We start from the raw sequence: 17967 nt of genomic DNA, 5'->3' as shown, positions 1-17967 counted from the left end.
TAAAAGATAGGTAGTAAATATTTTATTTTGAATTGACCGCAGTATGAAGTGCTTACGGTATTGTTATGCAATAATACGAATAAAATTTAATGATACAATAGTATTTTAAAAAAAGAAAATATATTTTTGTAAAACAAATTGAAACAATGATACAGAGAATTCAGACGATTTATTTAATTCTAGCTTTTGTAGTTACTGGGATTTTACCTTTTTTATTTCCTTTATGGACAATGAATGACGGAAAGGAATATTTCTTTATGCAAAACCAGATTTATGTAATTTTATTGGGATTAAGTACAACACTTACTGTATTAAGTATTGTTTCGTATAAAAAAAGACAGAATCAATTTGTCGTTGGCAGATTGAATATGATATTAAATTTAATTTTATTAGGATTATTTGTATATCGTTCATTAAATGTATCTGGAGAAACAGTTCTTGTTTCTGAGAAAGGTATTGGGATGTTTCTACCTATTATTGCTATCGTATTATTAGTCTTGGCTAATAAGGCCATCAAAAAGGATGAAGATCTTGTAAAATCTGTGGACAGATTGAGGTAAACCTATAAACTTAGTTTATTAGTGCGAAGGAAACCCGAATGTAACAGTTCGGGTTTTTTTGTGCTTCAAAAAGAAGCATTTAATAAATAAAATCTTATAAATGATAAGTAGTTTTTTTTTCCTAAATTTGAATACAGTTTAACTATAATATGACAAAAAAAATAAGGATACACCTTGCTGACGACCATCAAGTTCTCATTGATGGGATGAGAACTTTATTAAATACAATCTCAAATTTTGAGGTTGTAGGTTTTTCTTTGGATGGAAGCACACTATATGACGACGTCACTAACAACAATACAACTATTCTAATCTTAGACATCAGTATGCCTAAAAAAGACGGAATAGAGGTTGTCAAGGAATTTGCTGAAAAAGGGTTTCCTTGTAAAGTAATTATTCTATCTAGTTATGATGATTTAAAAATTATACAAGAAGTGATGAAGCTTGGTGTTAGTGGGTATCTAACAAAGCAATGTGCTGGCGAAAATATAGTCGAAGCCATTCAGGCAGTTTCAAACGGTGAGGATTATTTTTGTACTACCGTTAGAGAAAAAATATTCAATTCAGCTACCAAAAATATCTCAAAACTTAATAAATACAAACCTACTATCGACTTGCTATTAACTGGTAGAGAAATTGAAATTATAACCTTAATTGCATTAGAATATAGTGGAAAAGAGATAAGCGAACAATTATTTATTAGTTCAAATACGGTTGAAACACATCGTAAAAATATAATGAAAAAACTAAAAGCAAAAAACACCATTAGCCTAGTTAAATTTGCCATTAAAAACAAATTAATTAAATCGTGAAATTTAATTAGAACAGCTTCTCTATCTTTATTTAAACACTATGCTATATTAATCGACACAACTTATTTATGTTTCAAAACAGATTTATTTTATTGTTTTTACTATTGCAAACTTCTTTCAGTACAATTGTATTTTCTCAAGAGACATTTCCTTCCAAAAATGAAATTACAAAAATGACCAAAGAAGCAACTTCTTTGATGAAAAATGAAAAATATGAAAAATCATTAATCAAATCAAGGATTGCTTTAAAATATGCAATTGCCATCAAAGATGACAATCTAATTGCTACTTGCTACAATACTATTGCAGCAAATTTTGATGAACTAGCTGAATTTGAAAAAGCCTTTTTTTATTATCAAAAAGGAATTTTATATGCTAATAGAACCAATAACAATCAGCTCAAGAATTGGTTGAATAATAATCTTGGTAACATTTATTGTTTTGATAAAAAAGAGTATCAAAAAGGAATTTCTTATTATAAGAAATCTCTTGAGTATAGTACCAGAATAAAAGATTCAGCTGAAATTGTTTTTACAAAACTAAACATAACATGGGCTTATTTTGATATTGGGAATTTTTCCGAAGGCCTACCCTATTTAAATTTCATTAATAAATACCATCCTAAATATGGTGATAAATCTTTATCAGGAGTTCTAAACATGCTTAATGGTATGTATTACAATTCTATAAATGATCCTCAAAAAGCAGATTATTTTTTTAAAAAAGCAATCCAATTTGAAACATTAGAAAATGAAAAATCAGATTTATCTTTCGCTTATCAAGAATATTCCAGGTTTTTATTGAAAAATGGGGATTATAAAAAAGCTTATGAAAATTTAGATCTTTATAATACAATTACGGTTGAAATCAACAATCAAGAAAAGTTAAAAAAAGTAAATGTAGCTGGAATAAATCTCCAAATAGATGAATACAAAAGAGAAATTGACAATATTGAAACTAAATATAAGACTAAGCAACAAATCCTATTAGAGAAACAATCTAAAAATAAACGAATTAGTATTATAATCATTTCAATACTACTTTTAATTCTTATTCTTTTTTACTTTTTCTTCCAAAATAATAGATTAAAAGAAAAAAATAAGCTGAAAGACATCCAAAGTAAAATTCAGCAAAACATTATCAATGCCTCCATTAGCGGTCAAGAAATAGAGCGAAAAAAAATAGCTGCATTTTTACATGACAATATTAGTGCCCTGCTTTCTTCAGCAGGATTACACTTGAGTGTTTTTAGTAGCATAAATAAAATTGAGTCGGAAGAAATTATTAAAACAAAAAAAATATTGAATGAGGCTCATGATAAAGTACGTGACCTTTCGCATCAACTGCTGCCCTCTTTATTGGCTCGTTTTGGATTGTTTTATGCACTTAATGATTTATGTGAAAAGAATTCAAATTCAAGTATTAGTTTTGAATACGCTAGTACAATGGAGACTACAACACGTTACAATGGAGATTTTGAAATGAAAATGTATTTTATAATTATGGAGTTATTGAATAATATTATAAAACATAGTAAAGCTAAAAATGCTTTTGTAAGCATTGATGAAAGAGATAATTCATTGTTCATTCATGTAAGAGATAATGGAAAAGGTTTTAACACTGCTGGTGAGTATAAAGAAATTGAAGGGTTTGGGCTTAACCAAATTAAAGCTAGAGTAAATAATATTGATGGAGAAGTAACAATCCATTCAAAAATAAAATCGGGAACATCAATCTATATCAATGTTCCTATTACTTACAAGGTATAGTTACACCCTTTTTTCTATTTCTATAATTTCTAAGTCTTTTATTTTATCTCCATCAATTACAAATCGCAGCATAGTTCGCACTTGATGAAAACCGCTTTTTCCACATGCTCCTGGATTCATATGTAAAAGATTATTCTTCTTGTCGAAGATTACTTTTAAAATATGAGAATGCCCGCAAATAAATAATTTTGGAGGGTTTGCTACTATTTCCGCTTTAATATTGGGATTGTATTTACCTGGATAACCACCAATATGCGTAATCCACACGTCAACTCCTTCACATATAAAACGATTATGAAGTTGAAATTCTAAACGAGCTTTGTCATCATCAATATTACCGTAAACAGCTCGCAATGGTTTGAGTTTTTTTAAAGTATCTGTTACCATCAAATCACCAATATCTCCTGCATGCCAAACTTCATCGGCTTGAGCAACATATTTTAAGATTGTATCGTCTATATGGCTGTGTGTATCAGATAGGAGGAGTATTTTTTTCATTCAGAATGAACTATTTCGATAAATTAGTAGCTACAAAGGTAGTTTGTTTCTTTAAAAAGAAGAAAATAAATCCTTACAATCAGAACTTACACATTTAACCTTTTCTCAACATAAAAACTTTGTATCTTTGCTTCTTTGAAACTTTGCGACCACATTAAATTGAGATATTTTATAAAATTAGCGTATAACGGAACTCTTTATCATGGCTGGCAATACCAACCAAATGCCTCCTCTGTTCAGGAAACGTTAAACAAAGCATTTTCGGTATTACTTAATTCAGACATCAATCTAATGGGCGCCGGTCGAACAGATACAGGCGTTCATGCTAAAGTGATGTATGCCCATTTTGATTTTGAGACTTCGTTTGATATCGCTAAATTGATTCACAAACTCAACTCTTACTTGCCCAAAGACATTGTTGTTTATGATATTATTTCAGTTCACCAAGAAGCGCATGTTCGATTTGATGCGACAAAAAGAACCTATGAATATCATATCAACACGTTTAAAGACGCCTTTTTGCAAGAACAAAGTTGGTACTTTCATCAAAAATTAGATCTTAATTTAATGAATGAAGCCGCAAAATTGCTATTCAACCATACTGATTTTCAATGTTTCTCTAAGGTCAATACAGATGTAAATACGTTTGATTGTACGATTTACAAAGCAGATTGGAAAGTGGAAAACAACAAACTAATTTTTACAATATCGGCCAATAGGTTTTTAAGAAATATGGTGCGTTCTATTGTAGGAACGCTTGTTAATATCGGGTTACATAAAATAACGCTGGATGATTTTAATACTATCATTGAAAGCAAGAACAGAGACAAAGCTGGGTTTTCGGTACCGGCCCACGGATTGTATTTAACCGAAATAGATTACGATTACATAACTAAATAGCCCTGATTGAAGTGGAAATCATTTTTATTTTTTTCTTTAAAAAATAAAAATATTGAAGCGAAAAGCAGGAATTAGCTCCAAATAACTGAACTAAATTCAGGTAAAAAAAATGAAAGCAAAAGCATTCGACACTCGATTATTTAAAAGAATATTACAATATACTAAACCGTATCAATGGCGCTTTAATGGTGTTATTGCCTTTGCGGTTTCTTTATCTATTTTTGCGGCTTTGCGTCCTTATTTATTGAAGCAAACAGTGGATGATTACATTCAAACTGAAGATGCTAAGGGGCTTTTGTTTTACATCACTTTGATGGGAATCGTTCTTTTATGTGAGGTTTTTTCACAGTTTTATTTTGTTTTTTGGGCCAACTGGCTAGGGCAAGACATTGTGAAAGACATTCGTACTAAACTCTTTAAACACATCTTGAGTTTTAGAATGAAATATTTTGATTTGGTGCCCGTAGGACAACTAGTTACACGTTCCGTTTCGGATATCGAATCTATTGCACGTATTTTTAGTCAGGGACTATTTATGATTATCAGTGACTTGATGAAAATGTTTGTGGTCCTTATTTTCATGTTCTATATGAACTGGAAATTAACATGGATTGTAATTGTTGCCATGCCGATTTTGGTTTTTATAACCCGAATCTTTCAACGTAAAATGCAGGTCGCTTTCGAAGAAGTGCGCGCTCAAATTGCCAATATGAACTCATTTGTTCAGGAACGGGTAACAGGAATGAAAATTGTTCAATTGTTTAATCGAGAAGAAATTGAAGCAGAAAAATTCAAAGAAATCAATGATAAACATAAAAAAGCTTGGATAAAAACCATTTTATACAACTCCATCTTCTTCCCTATTGCTGACATCATTTCATCTCTAACATTAGGATTTATAGTACTTTACGGTGGTATTAAAATATTGAATGGGGATCATTTCACGACTTTTGGAGATTTGTTTTCCTACACCATGTTTATAGGAATGTTATTTAATCCATTGCGTCAGATTGCTGATAAATTCAACGAGATGCAATTGGGAATGATTGCTGCGAATCGTGTTTTTGAAATTATTGATACCCAAGATCAAATTCAGGATACTGGACTAATTGAAGCTCCAGTATTTTTAGGAAACATTGAATTCAAAGCGGTGCACTTTAGTTACATCGCCGATGAAGAAGTCATAAAAGGAATCGATTTAGAAGTAAAAGCAGGGGAAACTATAGCGATTGTAGGATCGACCGGCGCGGGAAAATCGACAATCATTAATTTATTGAATCGCTTTTATGAAATTAATTGTGGAACCATTTTTATTGATGATACTAATATTGAGAATTATACACTTGGTTCTTTAAGAAAACAAATTGCAGTCGTTTTACAAGATGTTTTTCTTTTTGCTGATACTATTTATAATAATATTACCTTAAATAACCCTGACATCACTAGAGAAGATGTTTTGGCTGCAGCCCAAGAAATTGGCGTTCATGAATTCATTATGAGTTTACCTGATAATTATGATTTTGATGTGAAAGAACGCGGGGTAATGCTATCTTCTGGTCAACGTCAATTGATAGCTTTTTTGAGAGCTTATGTAAGTAATCCAAGTATACTTATTCTAGACGAAGCCACATCATCTATTGATACGTATTCCGAAGAATTGATTCAACGTGCTACAGAAACAATTACCTTAGGTAGAACTTCGATTGTAATTGCGCACAGACTGGCTACTATTGTCAATGCCGATAAAATTGTGGTGATGGACAAAGGCTTAATTGTAGAACAAGGAACCCATCAAGAATTAATCAATCGTGAAAGTGGGTATTATAAGAATTTATATGATTCTCAATTTTCTGTAGCTAACTAGTAAAAACTAAATTGTAATTAGACAATCTTAATACTTACCTACAAATTTTATTTACTAACTACTTAAATAATTTAAGAGGATCTTTTGATGCCAATTAAGTATTCACTTATTATTTTCATGATTCCTAACAAATCTTTAAATAATTGAATCTTTAAATTTTTCCAAAACAGAATAAATCCTTAAATTCGCCAAATCAATTAATTTAGAAAACTTATAAAAATGAAATACGATATCATAGTTTTAGGAAGTGGTCCGGGTGGATATGTTACTGCCATTAGAGCATCTCAATTAGGGTTTAAAGTTGCCGTAATTGAAAAAGAAAGCTTAGGTGGTGTATGTTTGAATTGGGGATGTATCCCAACGAAAGCATTACTAAAATCAGCTCAGGTTTTTGATTATCTAAAACATGCTTCCGATTATGGATTGACTGTTTCTTCATTCGATAAGGATTTTCCTGCTGTTATTCAACGTAGCCGTGGGGTTGCACAAGGAATGAGCAAAGGGGTTACTTTCTTAATGAAAAAAAATAAAATTGACGTTATTAATGGTTTTGGAAAAATAAAACCAGGTAAAAAAGTCGATGTGACCGATAAAGATGGTAAAACAACTGAATATAGTGCAGACCATATTATTGTTGCAACGGGTGCACGTTCACGTGAGTTACCTAACTTACCTCAAGATGGAGAAAAAGTAATTGGTTACCGCCAAGCAATGAGTTTACCAAGCCAACCTAAAAAAATGATTATCGTTGGTTCAGGTGCAATTGGAGTAGAATTTGCTCATTTCTATAACTCAATGGGAACGGAAGTGACTATTGTAGAATTTATGCCAAACGTAGTTCCTGTAGAAGACGAAGATATTTCTAAACAAATGGAAAAATCTTTGAAAAAATCTGGAATTACAGTTATGACAAACTCATCTGTAGAGCGCATTGACACTACTGGAGCTGGAGTGAAAGCATTTGTAAAAACAGCAAAAGGAGAAGTAGTTCTTGAAGCTGATATTTTACTTTCGGCTGTTGGAATCAAAACAAATATTGAAAACATTGGTCTAGAAGAAGTAGGAATTGCTACTGATAGAGACAAAATAATAGTGGATGCTTACAACCAAACGAATATCCCAGGATATTACGCTATCGGTGATGTAACTCCAGGACAAGCTTTGGCACATGTTGCTTCTGCAGAAGGAATCAACTGTGTTGAAAAAATAGCTGGATTACATGTAGATCCAATCGACTACGGAAACGTTCCAGGTTGTACGTATGCTACTCCAGAAATCGCTTCTGTTGGTTTGACAGAAAAACAAGCTAAAGAAAAAGGATACGAATTGAAAATTGGTAAATTTCCATTTTCAGCTTCTGGAAAAGCACAGGCTTCTGGAAATTCTGATGGATTTGTAAAAGTAATCTTTGATGCTAAATACGGTGAATGGTTAGGTTGTCACATGATTGGTGCTGGTGTTACGGATATGATTGCTGAAGCAGTTGTAGCGCGTAAACTAGAAACTACAGGGCACGAAATCCTAAAATCGATCCATCCTCACCCAACAATGAGTGAAGCAGTTATGGAAGCAGTTGCTGATGCTTACGGTGAAGTAATTCACTTGTAAATTGTAAGTTGAGACTATATTAAAATACGATTATAAGAAATACACAATCCGATTTGCGAAAGCAAGTCGGATTTTTTATGTTTTATACTCAGATAAAAATAGTAAGAACTAGCCCTTTTTCATAAAATTCGTTTTAAAATTGTTAAAATCCAAAATACCAAACATAGTTGACAAACCGAAAAATCGTGTCGTAGAATGCCAATTTCCGACCTTAGAAAAGCGATTTTTTTACTGCAAAAGTGCAAAATTTAGCAAATGTTAATTTTTTACGATTTTTATTTTAACAGGAAAAATTAACAGTAATTTAGTAGTCTAAATAATCAAATATGACAACTTTAATGGCCTCTTTTTGGTGGATACTCCCGGTAGTTTTTTCCATCATTTTTTACAAATTCGTTTTGCGTGTTTTCTTTGGGATGGTTATTGTTCCCGAGAATAAAATTGGTTTAGTGACCAAAAAATTTGTACTCTTCGGCGCTGATAAGTCGTTACCCGATGGTAGAATTATAGCTACTAAAGGCGAAGCCGGGTATCAAGCACGAACACTGGCTCCAGGATTATATTGGATGATGTGGATATGGCAATACTCTGTTGATATGACTGGATTTACAATCATTCCAGAAGGTCAAATTGGTTTGATTCTAAGTAGAGATGGACAAGAAATCCCAACAGGTCGAATTCTTGCCCGCAAGGTAACATCAGATAATTTTCAGGATGCAACTGCATTCTTAAACAATGGTGGTCAAAAAGGGCGTCAAACGGCCTTTATCACCACTGGATCCTATCGTATTAATACCTTTCTATTCGAAATTGTGATTGTAGAACAAATCAAGATTTATGAAAACATGATTGGTATTGTAACGGCGCTTGACGGAGAGCCTATACCTCAAGGACAAATTGCGGGTAAAAACATTGACGGACACAATAACTTTCAGGATTTTGACGCCTTTCTTGATAATGGCGGAAATCGGGGTTTACAACCTCAAGTGATGCTTGCAGGATCTTATTATATCAATACATGGGGAATTCAAATTGAACAAAACCCAATGACTGATGTACCTATTGGTTATGTAGGAGTAGTGATCTCCTATATTGGAGAAGACGGAAAAGATGTAACAGGCGATACTTTTAAACACGGAAATATTGTTTCAAAAGGACAGCGTGGCGTTTGGATGGAACCCCTAGGACCAGGGAAATATGCTTTAAACAAATACACGACAAAGCTAGAACCTGTTCCTACAACAAACTTAGTTTTGAACTGGGCCAATGCTAGAAGCGAATCCCATGATTTAGACAAAAACCTATCAACAATCACGGTACGATCTAAAGATGGTTTCCCGTTCAATCTAGATGTTGCACAAATTATTCACGTTCCAGCCAATGAAGCACCTAAGGTAATTGCACGTTTTGGTAGTATGACTAACTTGGTTTCACAAGTATTAGAACCTACCATTGGTAACTATTTTAGAAACTCGGCTCAAGACAGTGACGTAATTTCATTTTTAAGCACTCGAAAAGAGCGTCAAGAATCGGCTAAGACGCATATCAAAACCGTTTTGGACGAGTACAATGTAAATGCGGTAGATACATTGATTGGTGACATCGTACCACCTGATTCATTGATGAAAACATTAACTGACAGGAAAATTGCCGAAGAAGAGCAAAAAACCTATCAAACACAAAGAATGGCGCAAGAACAACGTCAAGGTGTAGAGAAAGAAACCGCTATTGCTGATATGCAAAAAGAAATTGTAAAAGCATCACAAAGTGTCGAGATTGCGCAACGTACTGCTGATGCAACGGTAAAAAAAGCCGAAGGAGATGCTACGAGTTTGAAACTTAACGTAAATGCAGAAGCCGAAGCTACAAAAATGCGTGCCAATGCAGAAGCCGAAGCAACAAAAGCGAGAGCGGGTGCACAAGCTGAAGCAACCAAATTAAATGCAAGTGCCGAAGCCGAGAAGATCTCGAAAACAGGTCTTGCCGAAGCCGAAAAAATTATGGCTATTGGTAAATCGACTGCTGAGGCCTACCAACTTCAAGTCTCTGCTATGGGTGGTGATAACTTTACTAAGTATAAAATCACCGAAGAGATTGGAAAAGGAAATATAAAAGTAATTCCTGATGTTTTAATCACAGGAACTAATGGTTCCGAAGGAGGAATTAGTGGATTATTAGGACTGAAACTCATGGAAATGATGGACAGTTCCACTGATAACACCAAGAAAAATAAATAACTCTAACACCAGAATCCGATTTGCGTAAGCAAGTCGGATTTTTTTTTATGGCGTACCCCTACTTCCACTCCGTTACAGTAGCGTCAGGCTATTCGCTACAATCTCCCAAAAAGGGAGGATTTCCGCTGCTATCCTTTACGCAGCCTAGTTTATAAAAGAGCGGTAAATTAAAACTAGGACAACCCCGATACAAGCCATAAATATTATTTTTACGCACTAAAAACCAACAAATTACGCTCGATTATTCCAAATAAAACAGTACTTTAGTTCACTAACAACCTCTTTTTTAGAAATCGTTTTTATTTCGGTATTCTCAATTTCAATTAAGTGACCCAACATCAAACCAAAGCTGTACTATGAAAATAAAATTAGTATTACTTAGTATTCTAATAACGAGTCAAACCTTCGCTCAATCCTACAAAAAAATACATCAGGAAGCCATTGTGGTCGATACTCATAATGACATCCTCATGAAAGCTGCCGATATAGGAATTGTTTTTGACCAAGATCTAAAAGGAAAAACACACAGCGACCTAGACCGATGGAAAAAAGGAGGGCTAGATGTTCAATTTTTTTCTGTGTTTTGTGAGGGCGATTTAAAAAATCCCTTTGCTTATGCCAATAGAGAAATGGACAGTCTAGATGCTGTAATAGCCCGTAATCCAAACAAAATTGTAAAAGTGAGTAATTATGCAAAACTCCTAAAAACCGTACATCAAAATAAAATTGCGGCACTATTTGGTGTCGAGGGGGGACATATGATAGAAAACGACCTCAATAAATTAGACAGTCTTTACAATCGTGGGGCACGCTACCTTACCTTAACACATAACGTAGCTCCCACATGGGCTACAAGCGCTATGGAGGAAGTTACCAATCCTAACTTGACTCACAAAGGACTCACTGATTTTGGAATACAAGTAGTGCAACACATGAACCAAATAGGAATGATTGTAGATGTAAGCCACTCCGGCGACCAAACTTTTTGGGATGTAATGAAAACCACAACTAAACCTATCATTGCTTCTCATAGTTCCGTATATAGTCTTGTCCCACACCGTCGCAATTTAAAAGACGACCAAATAAAAGCCATCGCAAAAAATGGTGGTGTCATCCAAATAAATTTTAATCCCGGATTTATTGATCCCACTTTTGATGCTAAAGAACTTGCTTTCCTTCAAAAACATTCCGTTGAAAATGACTCCCTCATGAAAACAGGAATGATAGATTTTTATGCACAAGATTACCTTTATAACAAATATCATGAGGAAGCTCAGGCAATGCGACCACCACTATCTAATGTAATTCAACATATCGAGTACATCATTAATTTAGTGGGTGTTGATTATGTAGGATTGGGCTCCGACTTTGATGGAATTAATTTAACACCACAACAGCTGGACGATGTAACAACTTATCCATTAATTACAAAAGCACTGGTTGAAAAAGGATATAGTAAAAAAGATATAATTAAAATTCTTGGTGGTAATATATTAAGGGTATTAAAAGCAAACGAATCCAAATAATGACTTGAACGAAAACACCATAAATATTAATTAAAACGATCAAAATATAAAATGAAATCAATGCTCAAAAAACACATTTTACTGTTTCTTTTTTACCCATTAATTACCATAGGCCAAGTAATTCCCTCAACAGATACTACTATTTATAAAAGTCGGAAAGGAATTTTTGAAATAAAATACAATAATAATCATTGGCTAAAAAGTGATTTAACTTCAAAATGGGATGCAGAATTTCACGACACTTATAACTTACTTAACGCCTATTTTATTGAATATGATTATTTTGTACCTGAAAAAAACATCAAAAAAACACTAAAATCACAATATGCAGAATTTGGCAAAATAAAGAACCTTAAAATATATGATAAGATGATTCATGATATGAAAGTTAAATATTTTACATGTACTTTAGATTTTAATAATTACACCTACATTTTTCAAGGTTTTTTATATAATGGAAAAGCAGGAACAATGCAAATCCAGTTTGGAGCACAACAAGAAGCCATTAAACAATATCAAGTTTATATTGATGAGTTTTGCAGTGGAATAACTCAAATAAAAGGCATGAAAATAAATAATAATAATAATAATAATAACCTGTAACCCAATTCTTTCAAATATCACTAAAAGTGGGTATTGTGATTGTAGTTAAAAAGTCAGAATTTTACATATAATTTAATTGACTCATAAGGTTTATAATTCAACTACGCTTTTAGTAGTTGCCCTTTACGAAAATAACAAAACAGACAATAATGAAAAGTGAATGGATTGCCAATTATGAAAATGAAGAAATAAAAATCACTAATAACTGGTTTACAGGTGAAAAACTTTTCATTAATAATGAACTACAGGATGAACAATTAAATTTTATTACTCCTAGTACAATGACCGGAATTTTAACTACTAAAAAAGGAGAAAAATTTTCTGTGAAAACAAATCTTTCTGGCTTTTTTAAAGTTCGTTGCCGCTTATTTGTAGACAACAAGAAAATAGCATTAAAACAAATTAAATAGTTTTAGATATAAAAAAGTAGTGGAACAATCCAAAAACCATTTTTAACCAAAAATCCCTTTTGACTTTTTCAAAAGGGATTTTTATTATTTATCTAGATTTTCAAATCCTCAAAGCTAAGCAACTTTAAACCTCCGAAACTTTGAAACTCTGTAACTTTGAAACTCTACTCCTCTTCCTCTGTTAAATGTGATTTAGAATACCCTCTCCATTTTTCAATACAATCTTGAAAATCTTGTGGTAATTCAGTATCAAAACGCATCAATTCTTTAGTGGTAGGATGCACAAAACCAAGTGTTTTAGCATGCAATGCTTGCCTTGGCAATGCTTTAAAGCAATTGTCTATAAACTGCTTATATTTTGTAAACGTAGTTCCTTTTAAAATCAAATGACCACCATAACGTTCGTCATTAAATAAAGGATGTCCTATATGTTTTAAATGGGCACGAATCTGGTGTGTACGCCCCGTTTCTAATTGGCATGAAATCAAAGTCACATAACCAAAACGTTCCAAAACTTTATAATGAGTAATCGCTGGTTTCCCAATCTCTGGATCTGCAAAAACAGCCATTTGCATGCGGTCTTTCAAGTGACGAGCTAAGTTTCCTTCAATTGTTCCACTTTCTTCAGCTACATTCCCCCAAACTAACGCTATATACTCTCTTTCAGAAGTTTTAGCCTCAAATTGTTTGGCTAAATGGGTCATCGCCGCTTCCGTTTTGGCAATTACAAGTAAGCCTGAAGTATCTTTATCAATACGATGTACTAATCCTGGTCGCTCACTGCTATTCATTGGCAAATTATCAAAATGATAGGCCAAGGCATGCACTAATGTTCCTGTATAGTTTCCATGTCCAGGGTGAACCACCATTCCTGGTTTTTTATTGATTAACAACAAAGCATCATCCTCATAAACAATGTTTAACGGAATATTCTCCGCGATAATATGGTTTTCGTAGGGTGGATGCGTCAACATCACACGAACTACATCAAAAGCTTTTACTTTATAATTTGACTTCACAGTCGCATCATTCACAAAAATATTCCCTTCAGTAGCTGCTATTTGTAATTTATTTCGGGTTGCATTTTGAATCAATCCCATTAAATATTTATCAATTCGTATAGGCGTAATTCCTTTTGGAACTTCAAATTTAAAATGTTCGTATAATTCTTCTTCTAAGTCAATCGACTCTACATTATTGTTCATTAGGCATTTCTTGTGTTGGATTAGCAATGCTATCCGTTCTTATATCTTCTTCATAACTCGCTTTTCCATCTCCTAAAACTAGATCAATTTTAGACGATTTCAATACTTTATCTCCCGCTTTGATATTTCTACCTTTATAACGCATTTCTAATACCATGTCTTTTCCAAGATTTGGTATATAAGTAATTGTCCCTTCTTCAAGACCTAACGCTTTTAGCGTAGGTACTGCTTCACGGTATGTTTTTTCAATTAAATCAGGCACTTTCACTGATGAAAATCCCGATGAATTAATTTTAATATACACCTTTCTACCCTCTTTCACTTTGGCTCCAGGCAAGGGATCTTGTTGTACCACACTGTATTTAGGATAATCATTTCTATAATCCACACTATCAAGTAAAACGTAATCTAAGTCTAAATCATCTAGTTTTTCCTCCACTTGCTCTTCTGTTAGTTTACTTAAATTAGGAACAGCAATCTCATTTCCATGATTAGTAGTAAAAGTCAACCAATGCATAAAAAGATATCCCAAAACGGCAATTATCAAAACCGCGATAAATACTTGTAGAAAAAACACACGGCTGGTAAGGTATTTACGTAAACTCATAAATTTTTTTTTATATGGGCAAAGATATAGCTATTTCGTTTCAAAAAAAATGATAATTTTGTTTAAGCAAAAAATACCCTTGTATATTTGGAGCTATTTCCCGCTATACGCTTGTATCTTTTCTTTTTTAAAGAAAAAAAGAAAAGGATACCGCTACTATCGGGGCTAGAAAATAAAACGATTCGAACTACAAAACACAATTTGTGTTCCAACATTAAACAATATAAAATGAAAAATATTGCCATTATCATGGGCGGCTATTCCAGCGAATACAAAATTTCACTAATAAGCGGAAACGTAGTATACCAATTTTTGGACAAAACAAAATACAATGGATTTCGAATTCACATTTTTAAAGAAAAATGGGTCTATGTTGATGATAATGACACCGAATTCCCAATTGATAAAAATGATTTTTCTATAACTCTTAACGGAAATAAAATCACATTTGACTGTGTCTTCAACGCCATTCATGGTACTCCAGGTGAAGACGGACTCATGCAAGCTTATTTTGAATTGCTAGATATACCACATACTTCATGCGATTATTACCAAGCCGCTTTAACCTTCAATAAAAGAGATCTTTTATCGGTGTTAAAACCATACGGAATAAAAAGTGCTATATCATATTACTTAAACAAAGGAGAACATATTGACACTGCAGCAATTGTAAGTAAAGTAGGTTTACCTTGTTTTGTAAAACCAAACAAAGCAGGTTCTAGCTTTGGCATTTCTAAAGTAAAAACGGAAGCCGAATTGCCAATTGCCATCGAAGTCGCTTACAAAGAAGACAACGAAATCATCATCGAAAGTTTCCTAGACGGAACCGAAGTTTCTGTAGGGGTAATCAATTACCAAGGAAAAACAACCGTTTTACCCATCACAGAAATCGTATCCGAAAATGACTTCTTCGACTATGAAGCCAAATATTTAGGAAAATCACAAGAAATCACTCCTGCTAGAATCTCTGATGAAATGACTCAAAAAGTAGGAAACATTGCTAAACGTGCTTATGAAATACTACGTATGAAAGGATTTTCTCGCTCTGAGTTCATTATCGTAAACAATGAGCCTTATATGCTAGAAATGAATACCATTCCTGGTTTAACTACTGAAAGTTTGATTCCTCAACAAGCCAAAGCTGCAGGAATTTCACTAACTGAGTTATTTACTAATGCAATCGAGTTATCTTTATAAAGTTATTACAGATTTAAACTTGAAACCTCAAACTTGAAACTCTAACATAAATGAGAAAAGCTATATTTCCAGGATCTTTTGATCCCATTACACTAGGACATGAAGATATTATTAAAAGGGCAATTCCTTTATTTGATGAAATTGTCATAGCAATTGGTGTTAATGCCGAAAAAAAATACATGTTTACCCTAGAAGAAAGGAAACGCTTTATTGAAGAAACGTTTAAGGATGAACCAAAAGTTAGCGTTATTAATTATGAAGGACTTACAATTGACTTATGTAAAAAAGTAAATGCGGACTTCATTTTACGTGGATTGCGAAATCCAGCCGATTTTGAGTTTGAAAAAGCAATTGCACACACTAACAGACATTTATCCAAAATAGAAACGGTTTTCTTGCTGACTGCTGCAAGAACTTCTTACATTAGTTCTAGTATTGTAAGAGATGTCATCCGCAATGGAGGAGAGTACGAAATGCTAGTGCCGGAGGCAGTTAGAGTAAGTTCTAAATGATTTTATATTTTAATTAATCTAAAAAAATATTATTTAATTTAATATTCTTTTAATTATTTAAAAGGTTCACTTTACATGATACTTAAAAAAGTATCTGCAATAAAAGTTTAGTATTATACCATAGTAAAACTTTTATTGCACATACTTGATCAAATTTAAAAACTCCAAATTATTTCATTAATACGTAATTTTTCCAATTGCATTATGGGTTGACGTACCTAAGCCTGTAGACTCATTAATGATATAAACACCATTGGCAATAGAGAAAGACCCTGTTGCTCCAAGGAATCTACCATTCCCTCCTGTTACAATAAATCCTCCAACATACGTTGCAGCTGTTGCTGAACTAAAAGTCAAAACAATTTTTGTTTCCGTATATAATTCATCTCCATTTGCGGCATAAAGGATATCACTCGATCCATAATTAAAAGTGCCATCACCATTATCTTGGAAAAGAGTGGTGGACGTAGCTCCATGTACCTCTCCTAAATGTGTCATTGTACCTACGAAATTAGATCCAGTTCCAGTAGAATTGTCTATACCCACTAGTGAAATGGACACATCCTTTTCAACTGGTTTCGCGTTAACACTTTTTGCACTTGCACTTAAAGATGCGGCAATTTGTTCTGATCCATCAATAGAAGTCGAATCACAGGATACGAATAAAATAAAAATAAAACCTGCAAATAGTAATGATTTAGTTTTCATAGCTTTATAATTTAATTGTTACTTACTTAAATTTAAATAATTTAATTCAGCAAGCAATTTAATCCCTACTTAAAACACTAATTAATAGCTATTTAAAACTATTTATAAGATTTTATCTAAAAAATATGTTTGTTGTAAAAAACATTATTTAACCCTATTTTTGCATAAAATAAAATAAAAGCCAACAATGAGTATCGAAAGAGAATTAAGCAAACGCAGTGGATCACAATGCGAATTATGTGCCGCAACAGAAAACCTAAAGGTATACGAGGTTTTACCCACTAAAAAAGGGGGAATAGACGAAGCTATAATGGCGTGTAGTACCTGTATCGACCAGATTGAAAACCCAGGTCATGAAGACCTTAATCACTGGAGATGCCTGAATGATAGCATGTGGAGCGAGCATACCGCTGTACAGGTAGTTTCATGGAGAATGTTGAGCCGTTTGCGTGCTGCAGGATGGCCACAAGAATTAATCGACCAAATGTATTTTGACGAGGACACCCTTGCTTGGGCTCAAGCAACGGGGGAAGGTGAAGATGATGAAAATAAAATAATACACCGCGATAGCAACGGCGTAATCCTAGAACATGGAGACTCGGTTGTCTTGATAAAAGACCTTAAAGTGAAAGGTTCGAGTATGGTCGCTAAGCAAGGAACTGCGGTTCGAAACATTCGTTTAGACCACGAAAACGCTGAATACATTGAAGGAAAAGTAGATGGTCAAACTATTGTGATTATTACACAATATGTAAAGAAAACATAATTTACCAAAATTGGTTTATATTAAAAACATCTTGACTATTCAAGACGTTTTTTTTGTTTTATACTCAAATCAATTATTATATCTCTATTCAAAAGTTAAAAAATAAAATATTTATCAATTAGAAGAAAATACCACAACAATAATCCCTTAAAATAAATTTATTTGAAATAATATTTATAGTTTTA

The 17967-nt window shown here is 33.0% G+C and carries 17 protein-coding genes; 13 read left to right on the top strand and 4 right to left on the bottom strand.

The window, feature by feature from the left end:
- Positions 1–146 precede the first annotated feature (146 nt).
- From AB3G34_RS03765 to AB3G34_RS03755, 3 genes are all read left to right on the top strand, one after another.
- Positions 147–560 carry a DUF4293 domain-containing protein gene (locus tag AB3G34_RS03765; RefSeq protein WP_369753493.1) on the top strand — a complete coding sequence of 138 codons (414 nt, stop codon included), beginning with the start codon at positions 147–149 and terminating at the stop codon, positions 558–560.
- A gap of 149 nt (positions 561–709) precedes the next feature.
- Complete coding sequence (locus AB3G34_RS03760) at positions 710–1372, top strand: response regulator (protein ID WP_369753492.1); 663 nt, start codon at positions 710–712, stop codon at positions 1370–1372.
- Between the two features lie 68 nt (positions 1373–1440).
- On the top strand, positions 1441–3141 hold the full coding sequence (locus tag AB3G34_RS03755) for an ATP-binding protein (protein WP_367768698.1): 1701 nt from the start codon (positions 1441–1443) through the stop codon (positions 3139–3141).
- Here AB3G34_RS03755 and AB3G34_RS03750 read toward each other — a convergent pair whose 3' ends face one another.
- Positions 3142–3639: a metallophosphoesterase gene (locus tag AB3G34_RS03750; protein ID WP_369753490.1), complete on the bottom strand. Its 498-nt coding sequence runs from the start codon at positions 3637–3639 to the stop codon at positions 3142–3144. It lies immediately after the preceding gene.
- Between the two features lie 159 nt (positions 3640–3798).
- On the opposite strand from AB3G34_RS03750, the gene truA reads away from it, so the two are divergent.
- The 7 genes from truA to AB3G34_RS03715 all read left to right on the top strand — a co-directional run bounded on the left by truA (position 3799) and on the right by AB3G34_RS03715 (position 12787).
- Positions 3799–4539, top strand: a complete 741-nt coding sequence (gene truA, locus AB3G34_RS03745; protein WP_367768693.1) for a tRNA pseudouridine(38-40) synthase TruA — start codon at positions 3799–3801, stop codon at positions 4537–4539.
- 109 nt (positions 4540–4648) lie between these two features.
- Complete coding sequence (locus tag AB3G34_RS03740; protein ID WP_369753489.1) at positions 4649–6403, top strand: ABC transporter ATP-binding protein; 1755 nt, start codon at positions 4649–4651, stop codon at positions 6401–6403.
- 219 nt (positions 6404–6622) lie between these two features.
- Entirely contained in the window at positions 6623–8011 is a 1389-nt protein-coding gene (lpdA, locus tag AB3G34_RS03735; RefSeq protein ID WP_369753488.1) for a dihydrolipoyl dehydrogenase, read from the top strand.
- A gap of 326 nt (positions 8012–8337) precedes the next feature.
- Positions 8338–10248, top strand: coding sequence for an SPFH domain-containing protein (locus AB3G34_RS03730; protein WP_369753487.1), 1911 nt, complete (start codon positions 8338–8340; stop codon positions 10246–10248).
- A 356-nt stretch (positions 10249–10604) separates the two neighbouring features.
- A complete protein-coding gene (locus tag AB3G34_RS03725) occupies positions 10605–11774 on the top strand; it encodes a dipeptidase (RefSeq protein WP_369753486.1) in 1170 nt (389 codons plus the stop codon).
- Between the two features lie 51 nt (positions 11775–11825).
- On the top strand, positions 11826–12377 hold the full coding sequence (locus tag AB3G34_RS03720; RefSeq protein WP_369753485.1) for a hypothetical protein: 552 nt from the start codon (positions 11826–11828) through the stop codon (positions 12375–12377).
- Between the two features lie 149 nt (positions 12378–12526).
- Positions 12527–12787, top strand: coding sequence for a hypothetical protein (locus tag AB3G34_RS03715; RefSeq protein WP_369753484.1), 261 nt, complete (start codon positions 12527–12529; stop codon positions 12785–12787).
- A gap of 164 nt (positions 12788–12951) precedes the next feature.
- Here the strand turns inward: AB3G34_RS03715 and AB3G34_RS03710 are convergent, their stop codons facing one another.
- Together AB3G34_RS03710 and AB3G34_RS03705 are read right to left on the bottom strand one after the other, a co-directional pair.
- A complete protein-coding gene (locus tag AB3G34_RS03710) occupies positions 12952–13992 on the bottom strand; it encodes an RluA family pseudouridine synthase (protein WP_369753483.1) in 1041 nt (346 codons plus the stop codon).
- Positions 13982–14599, bottom strand: coding sequence for a PASTA domain-containing protein (locus AB3G34_RS03705; RefSeq protein WP_369753482.1), 618 nt, complete (start codon positions 14597–14599; stop codon positions 13982–13984). Before AB3G34_RS03705 ends, AB3G34_RS03710 begins: the two co-directional genes overlap by 11 nt.
- 228 nt (positions 14600–14827) lie before the next feature.
- Between AB3G34_RS03705 and AB3G34_RS03700 the strand changes: the two genes are divergently transcribed.
- Positions 14828–15796, top strand: a complete 969-nt coding sequence (locus AB3G34_RS03700) for a D-alanine--D-alanine ligase (RefSeq protein ID WP_369753481.1) — start codon at positions 14828–14830, stop codon at positions 15794–15796.
- 50 nt (positions 15797–15846) lie between these two features.
- Positions 15847–16308, top strand: coding sequence for a pantetheine-phosphate adenylyltransferase (gene coaD / locus AB3G34_RS03695; RefSeq protein WP_367768663.1), 462 nt, complete (start codon positions 15847–15849; stop codon positions 16306–16308).
- 177 nt (positions 16309–16485) lie between these two features.
- Here the strand turns inward: coaD and AB3G34_RS03690 are convergent, their stop codons facing one another.
- Positions 16486–17016: a hypothetical protein gene (locus AB3G34_RS03690; RefSeq protein ID WP_367768660.1), complete on the bottom strand. Its 531-nt coding sequence runs from the start codon at positions 17014–17016 to the stop codon at positions 16486–16488.
- Between the two features lie 187 nt (positions 17017–17203).
- Here AB3G34_RS03690 and AB3G34_RS03685 point away from each other — a divergent pair, with 187 nt between their 5' ends.
- Complete coding sequence (locus tag AB3G34_RS03685) at positions 17204–17782, top strand: PhnA domain-containing protein (RefSeq protein WP_367768658.1); 579 nt, start codon at positions 17204–17206, stop codon at positions 17780–17782.
- Positions 17783–17967 lie beyond the last annotated feature (185 nt).

This window comes from Flavobacterium sp. WC2409 (genome assembly GCF_041200085.1).
In the GTDB taxonomy this organism is placed as follows: domain Bacteria; phylum Bacteroidota; class Bacteroidia; order Flavobacteriales; family Flavobacteriaceae; genus Flavobacterium.
The sequence above is the reverse complement of the archived record's forward strand: the minus strand, read 5'-3'. Positions and strand labels throughout refer to the sequence as shown.

What these genes read in the sequence shown, in the direction of transcription:
- AB3G34_RS03755 (WP_367768698.1), top strand. Translation starts at nt 1,441, where the DNA reads ATGTTTCAAAACAGATTTATTTTATTGTTTTTACTATTGCAAACTTCT.
- coaD (WP_367768663.1), top strand. Translation starts at nt 15,847, where the DNA reads ATGAGAAAAGCTATATTTCCAGGATCTTTTGATCCCATTACACTAGGA.
- AB3G34_RS03750 (WP_369753490.1), bottom strand. Translation starts at nt 3,639, where the DNA reads ATGAAAAAAATACTCCTCCTATCTGATACACACAGCCATATAGACGAT.
- AB3G34_RS03700 (WP_369753481.1), top strand. Translation starts at nt 14,828, where the DNA reads ATGAAAAATATTGCCATTATCATGGGCGGCTATTCCAGCGAATACAAA.
- lpdA (WP_369753488.1), top strand. Translation starts at nt 6,623, where the DNA reads ATGAAATACGATATCATAGTTTTAGGAAGTGGTCCGGGTGGATATGTT.
- AB3G34_RS03760 (WP_369753492.1), top strand. Translation starts at nt 710, where the DNA reads ATGACAAAAAAAATAAGGATACACCTTGCTGACGACCATCAAGTTCTC.
- AB3G34_RS03720 (WP_369753485.1), top strand. Translation starts at nt 11,826, where the DNA reads ATGAAATCAATGCTCAAAAAACACATTTTACTGTTTCTTTTTTACCCA.
- AB3G34_RS03740 (WP_369753489.1), top strand. Translation starts at nt 4,649, where the DNA reads ATGAAAGCAAAAGCATTCGACACTCGATTATTTAAAAGAATATTACAA.
- AB3G34_RS03730 (WP_369753487.1), top strand. Translation starts at nt 8,338, where the DNA reads ATGACAACTTTAATGGCCTCTTTTTGGTGGATACTCCCGGTAGTTTTT.
- AB3G34_RS03690 (WP_367768660.1), bottom strand. Translation starts at nt 17,016, where the DNA reads ATGAAAACTAAATCATTACTATTTGCAGGTTTTATTTTTATTTTATTC.
- AB3G34_RS03715 (WP_369753484.1), top strand. Translation starts at nt 12,527, where the DNA reads ATGAAAAGTGAATGGATTGCCAATTATGAAAATGAAGAAATAAAAATC.
- AB3G34_RS03765 (WP_369753493.1), top strand. Translation starts at nt 147, where the DNA reads ATGATACAGAGAATTCAGACGATTTATTTAATTCTAGCTTTTGTAGTT.
- AB3G34_RS03725 (WP_369753486.1), top strand. Translation starts at nt 10,605, where the DNA reads ATGAAAATAAAATTAGTATTACTTAGTATTCTAATAACGAGTCAAACC.
- AB3G34_RS03710 (WP_369753483.1), bottom strand. Translation starts at nt 13,992, where the DNA reads ATGAACAATAATGTAGAGTCGATTGACTTAGAAGAAGAATTATACGAA.
- AB3G34_RS03685 (WP_367768658.1), top strand. Translation starts at nt 17,204, where the DNA reads ATGAGTATCGAAAGAGAATTAAGCAAACGCAGTGGATCACAATGCGAA.
- AB3G34_RS03705 (WP_369753482.1), bottom strand. Translation starts at nt 14,599, where the DNA reads ATGAGTTTACGTAAATACCTTACCAGCCGTGTGTTTTTTCTACAAGTA.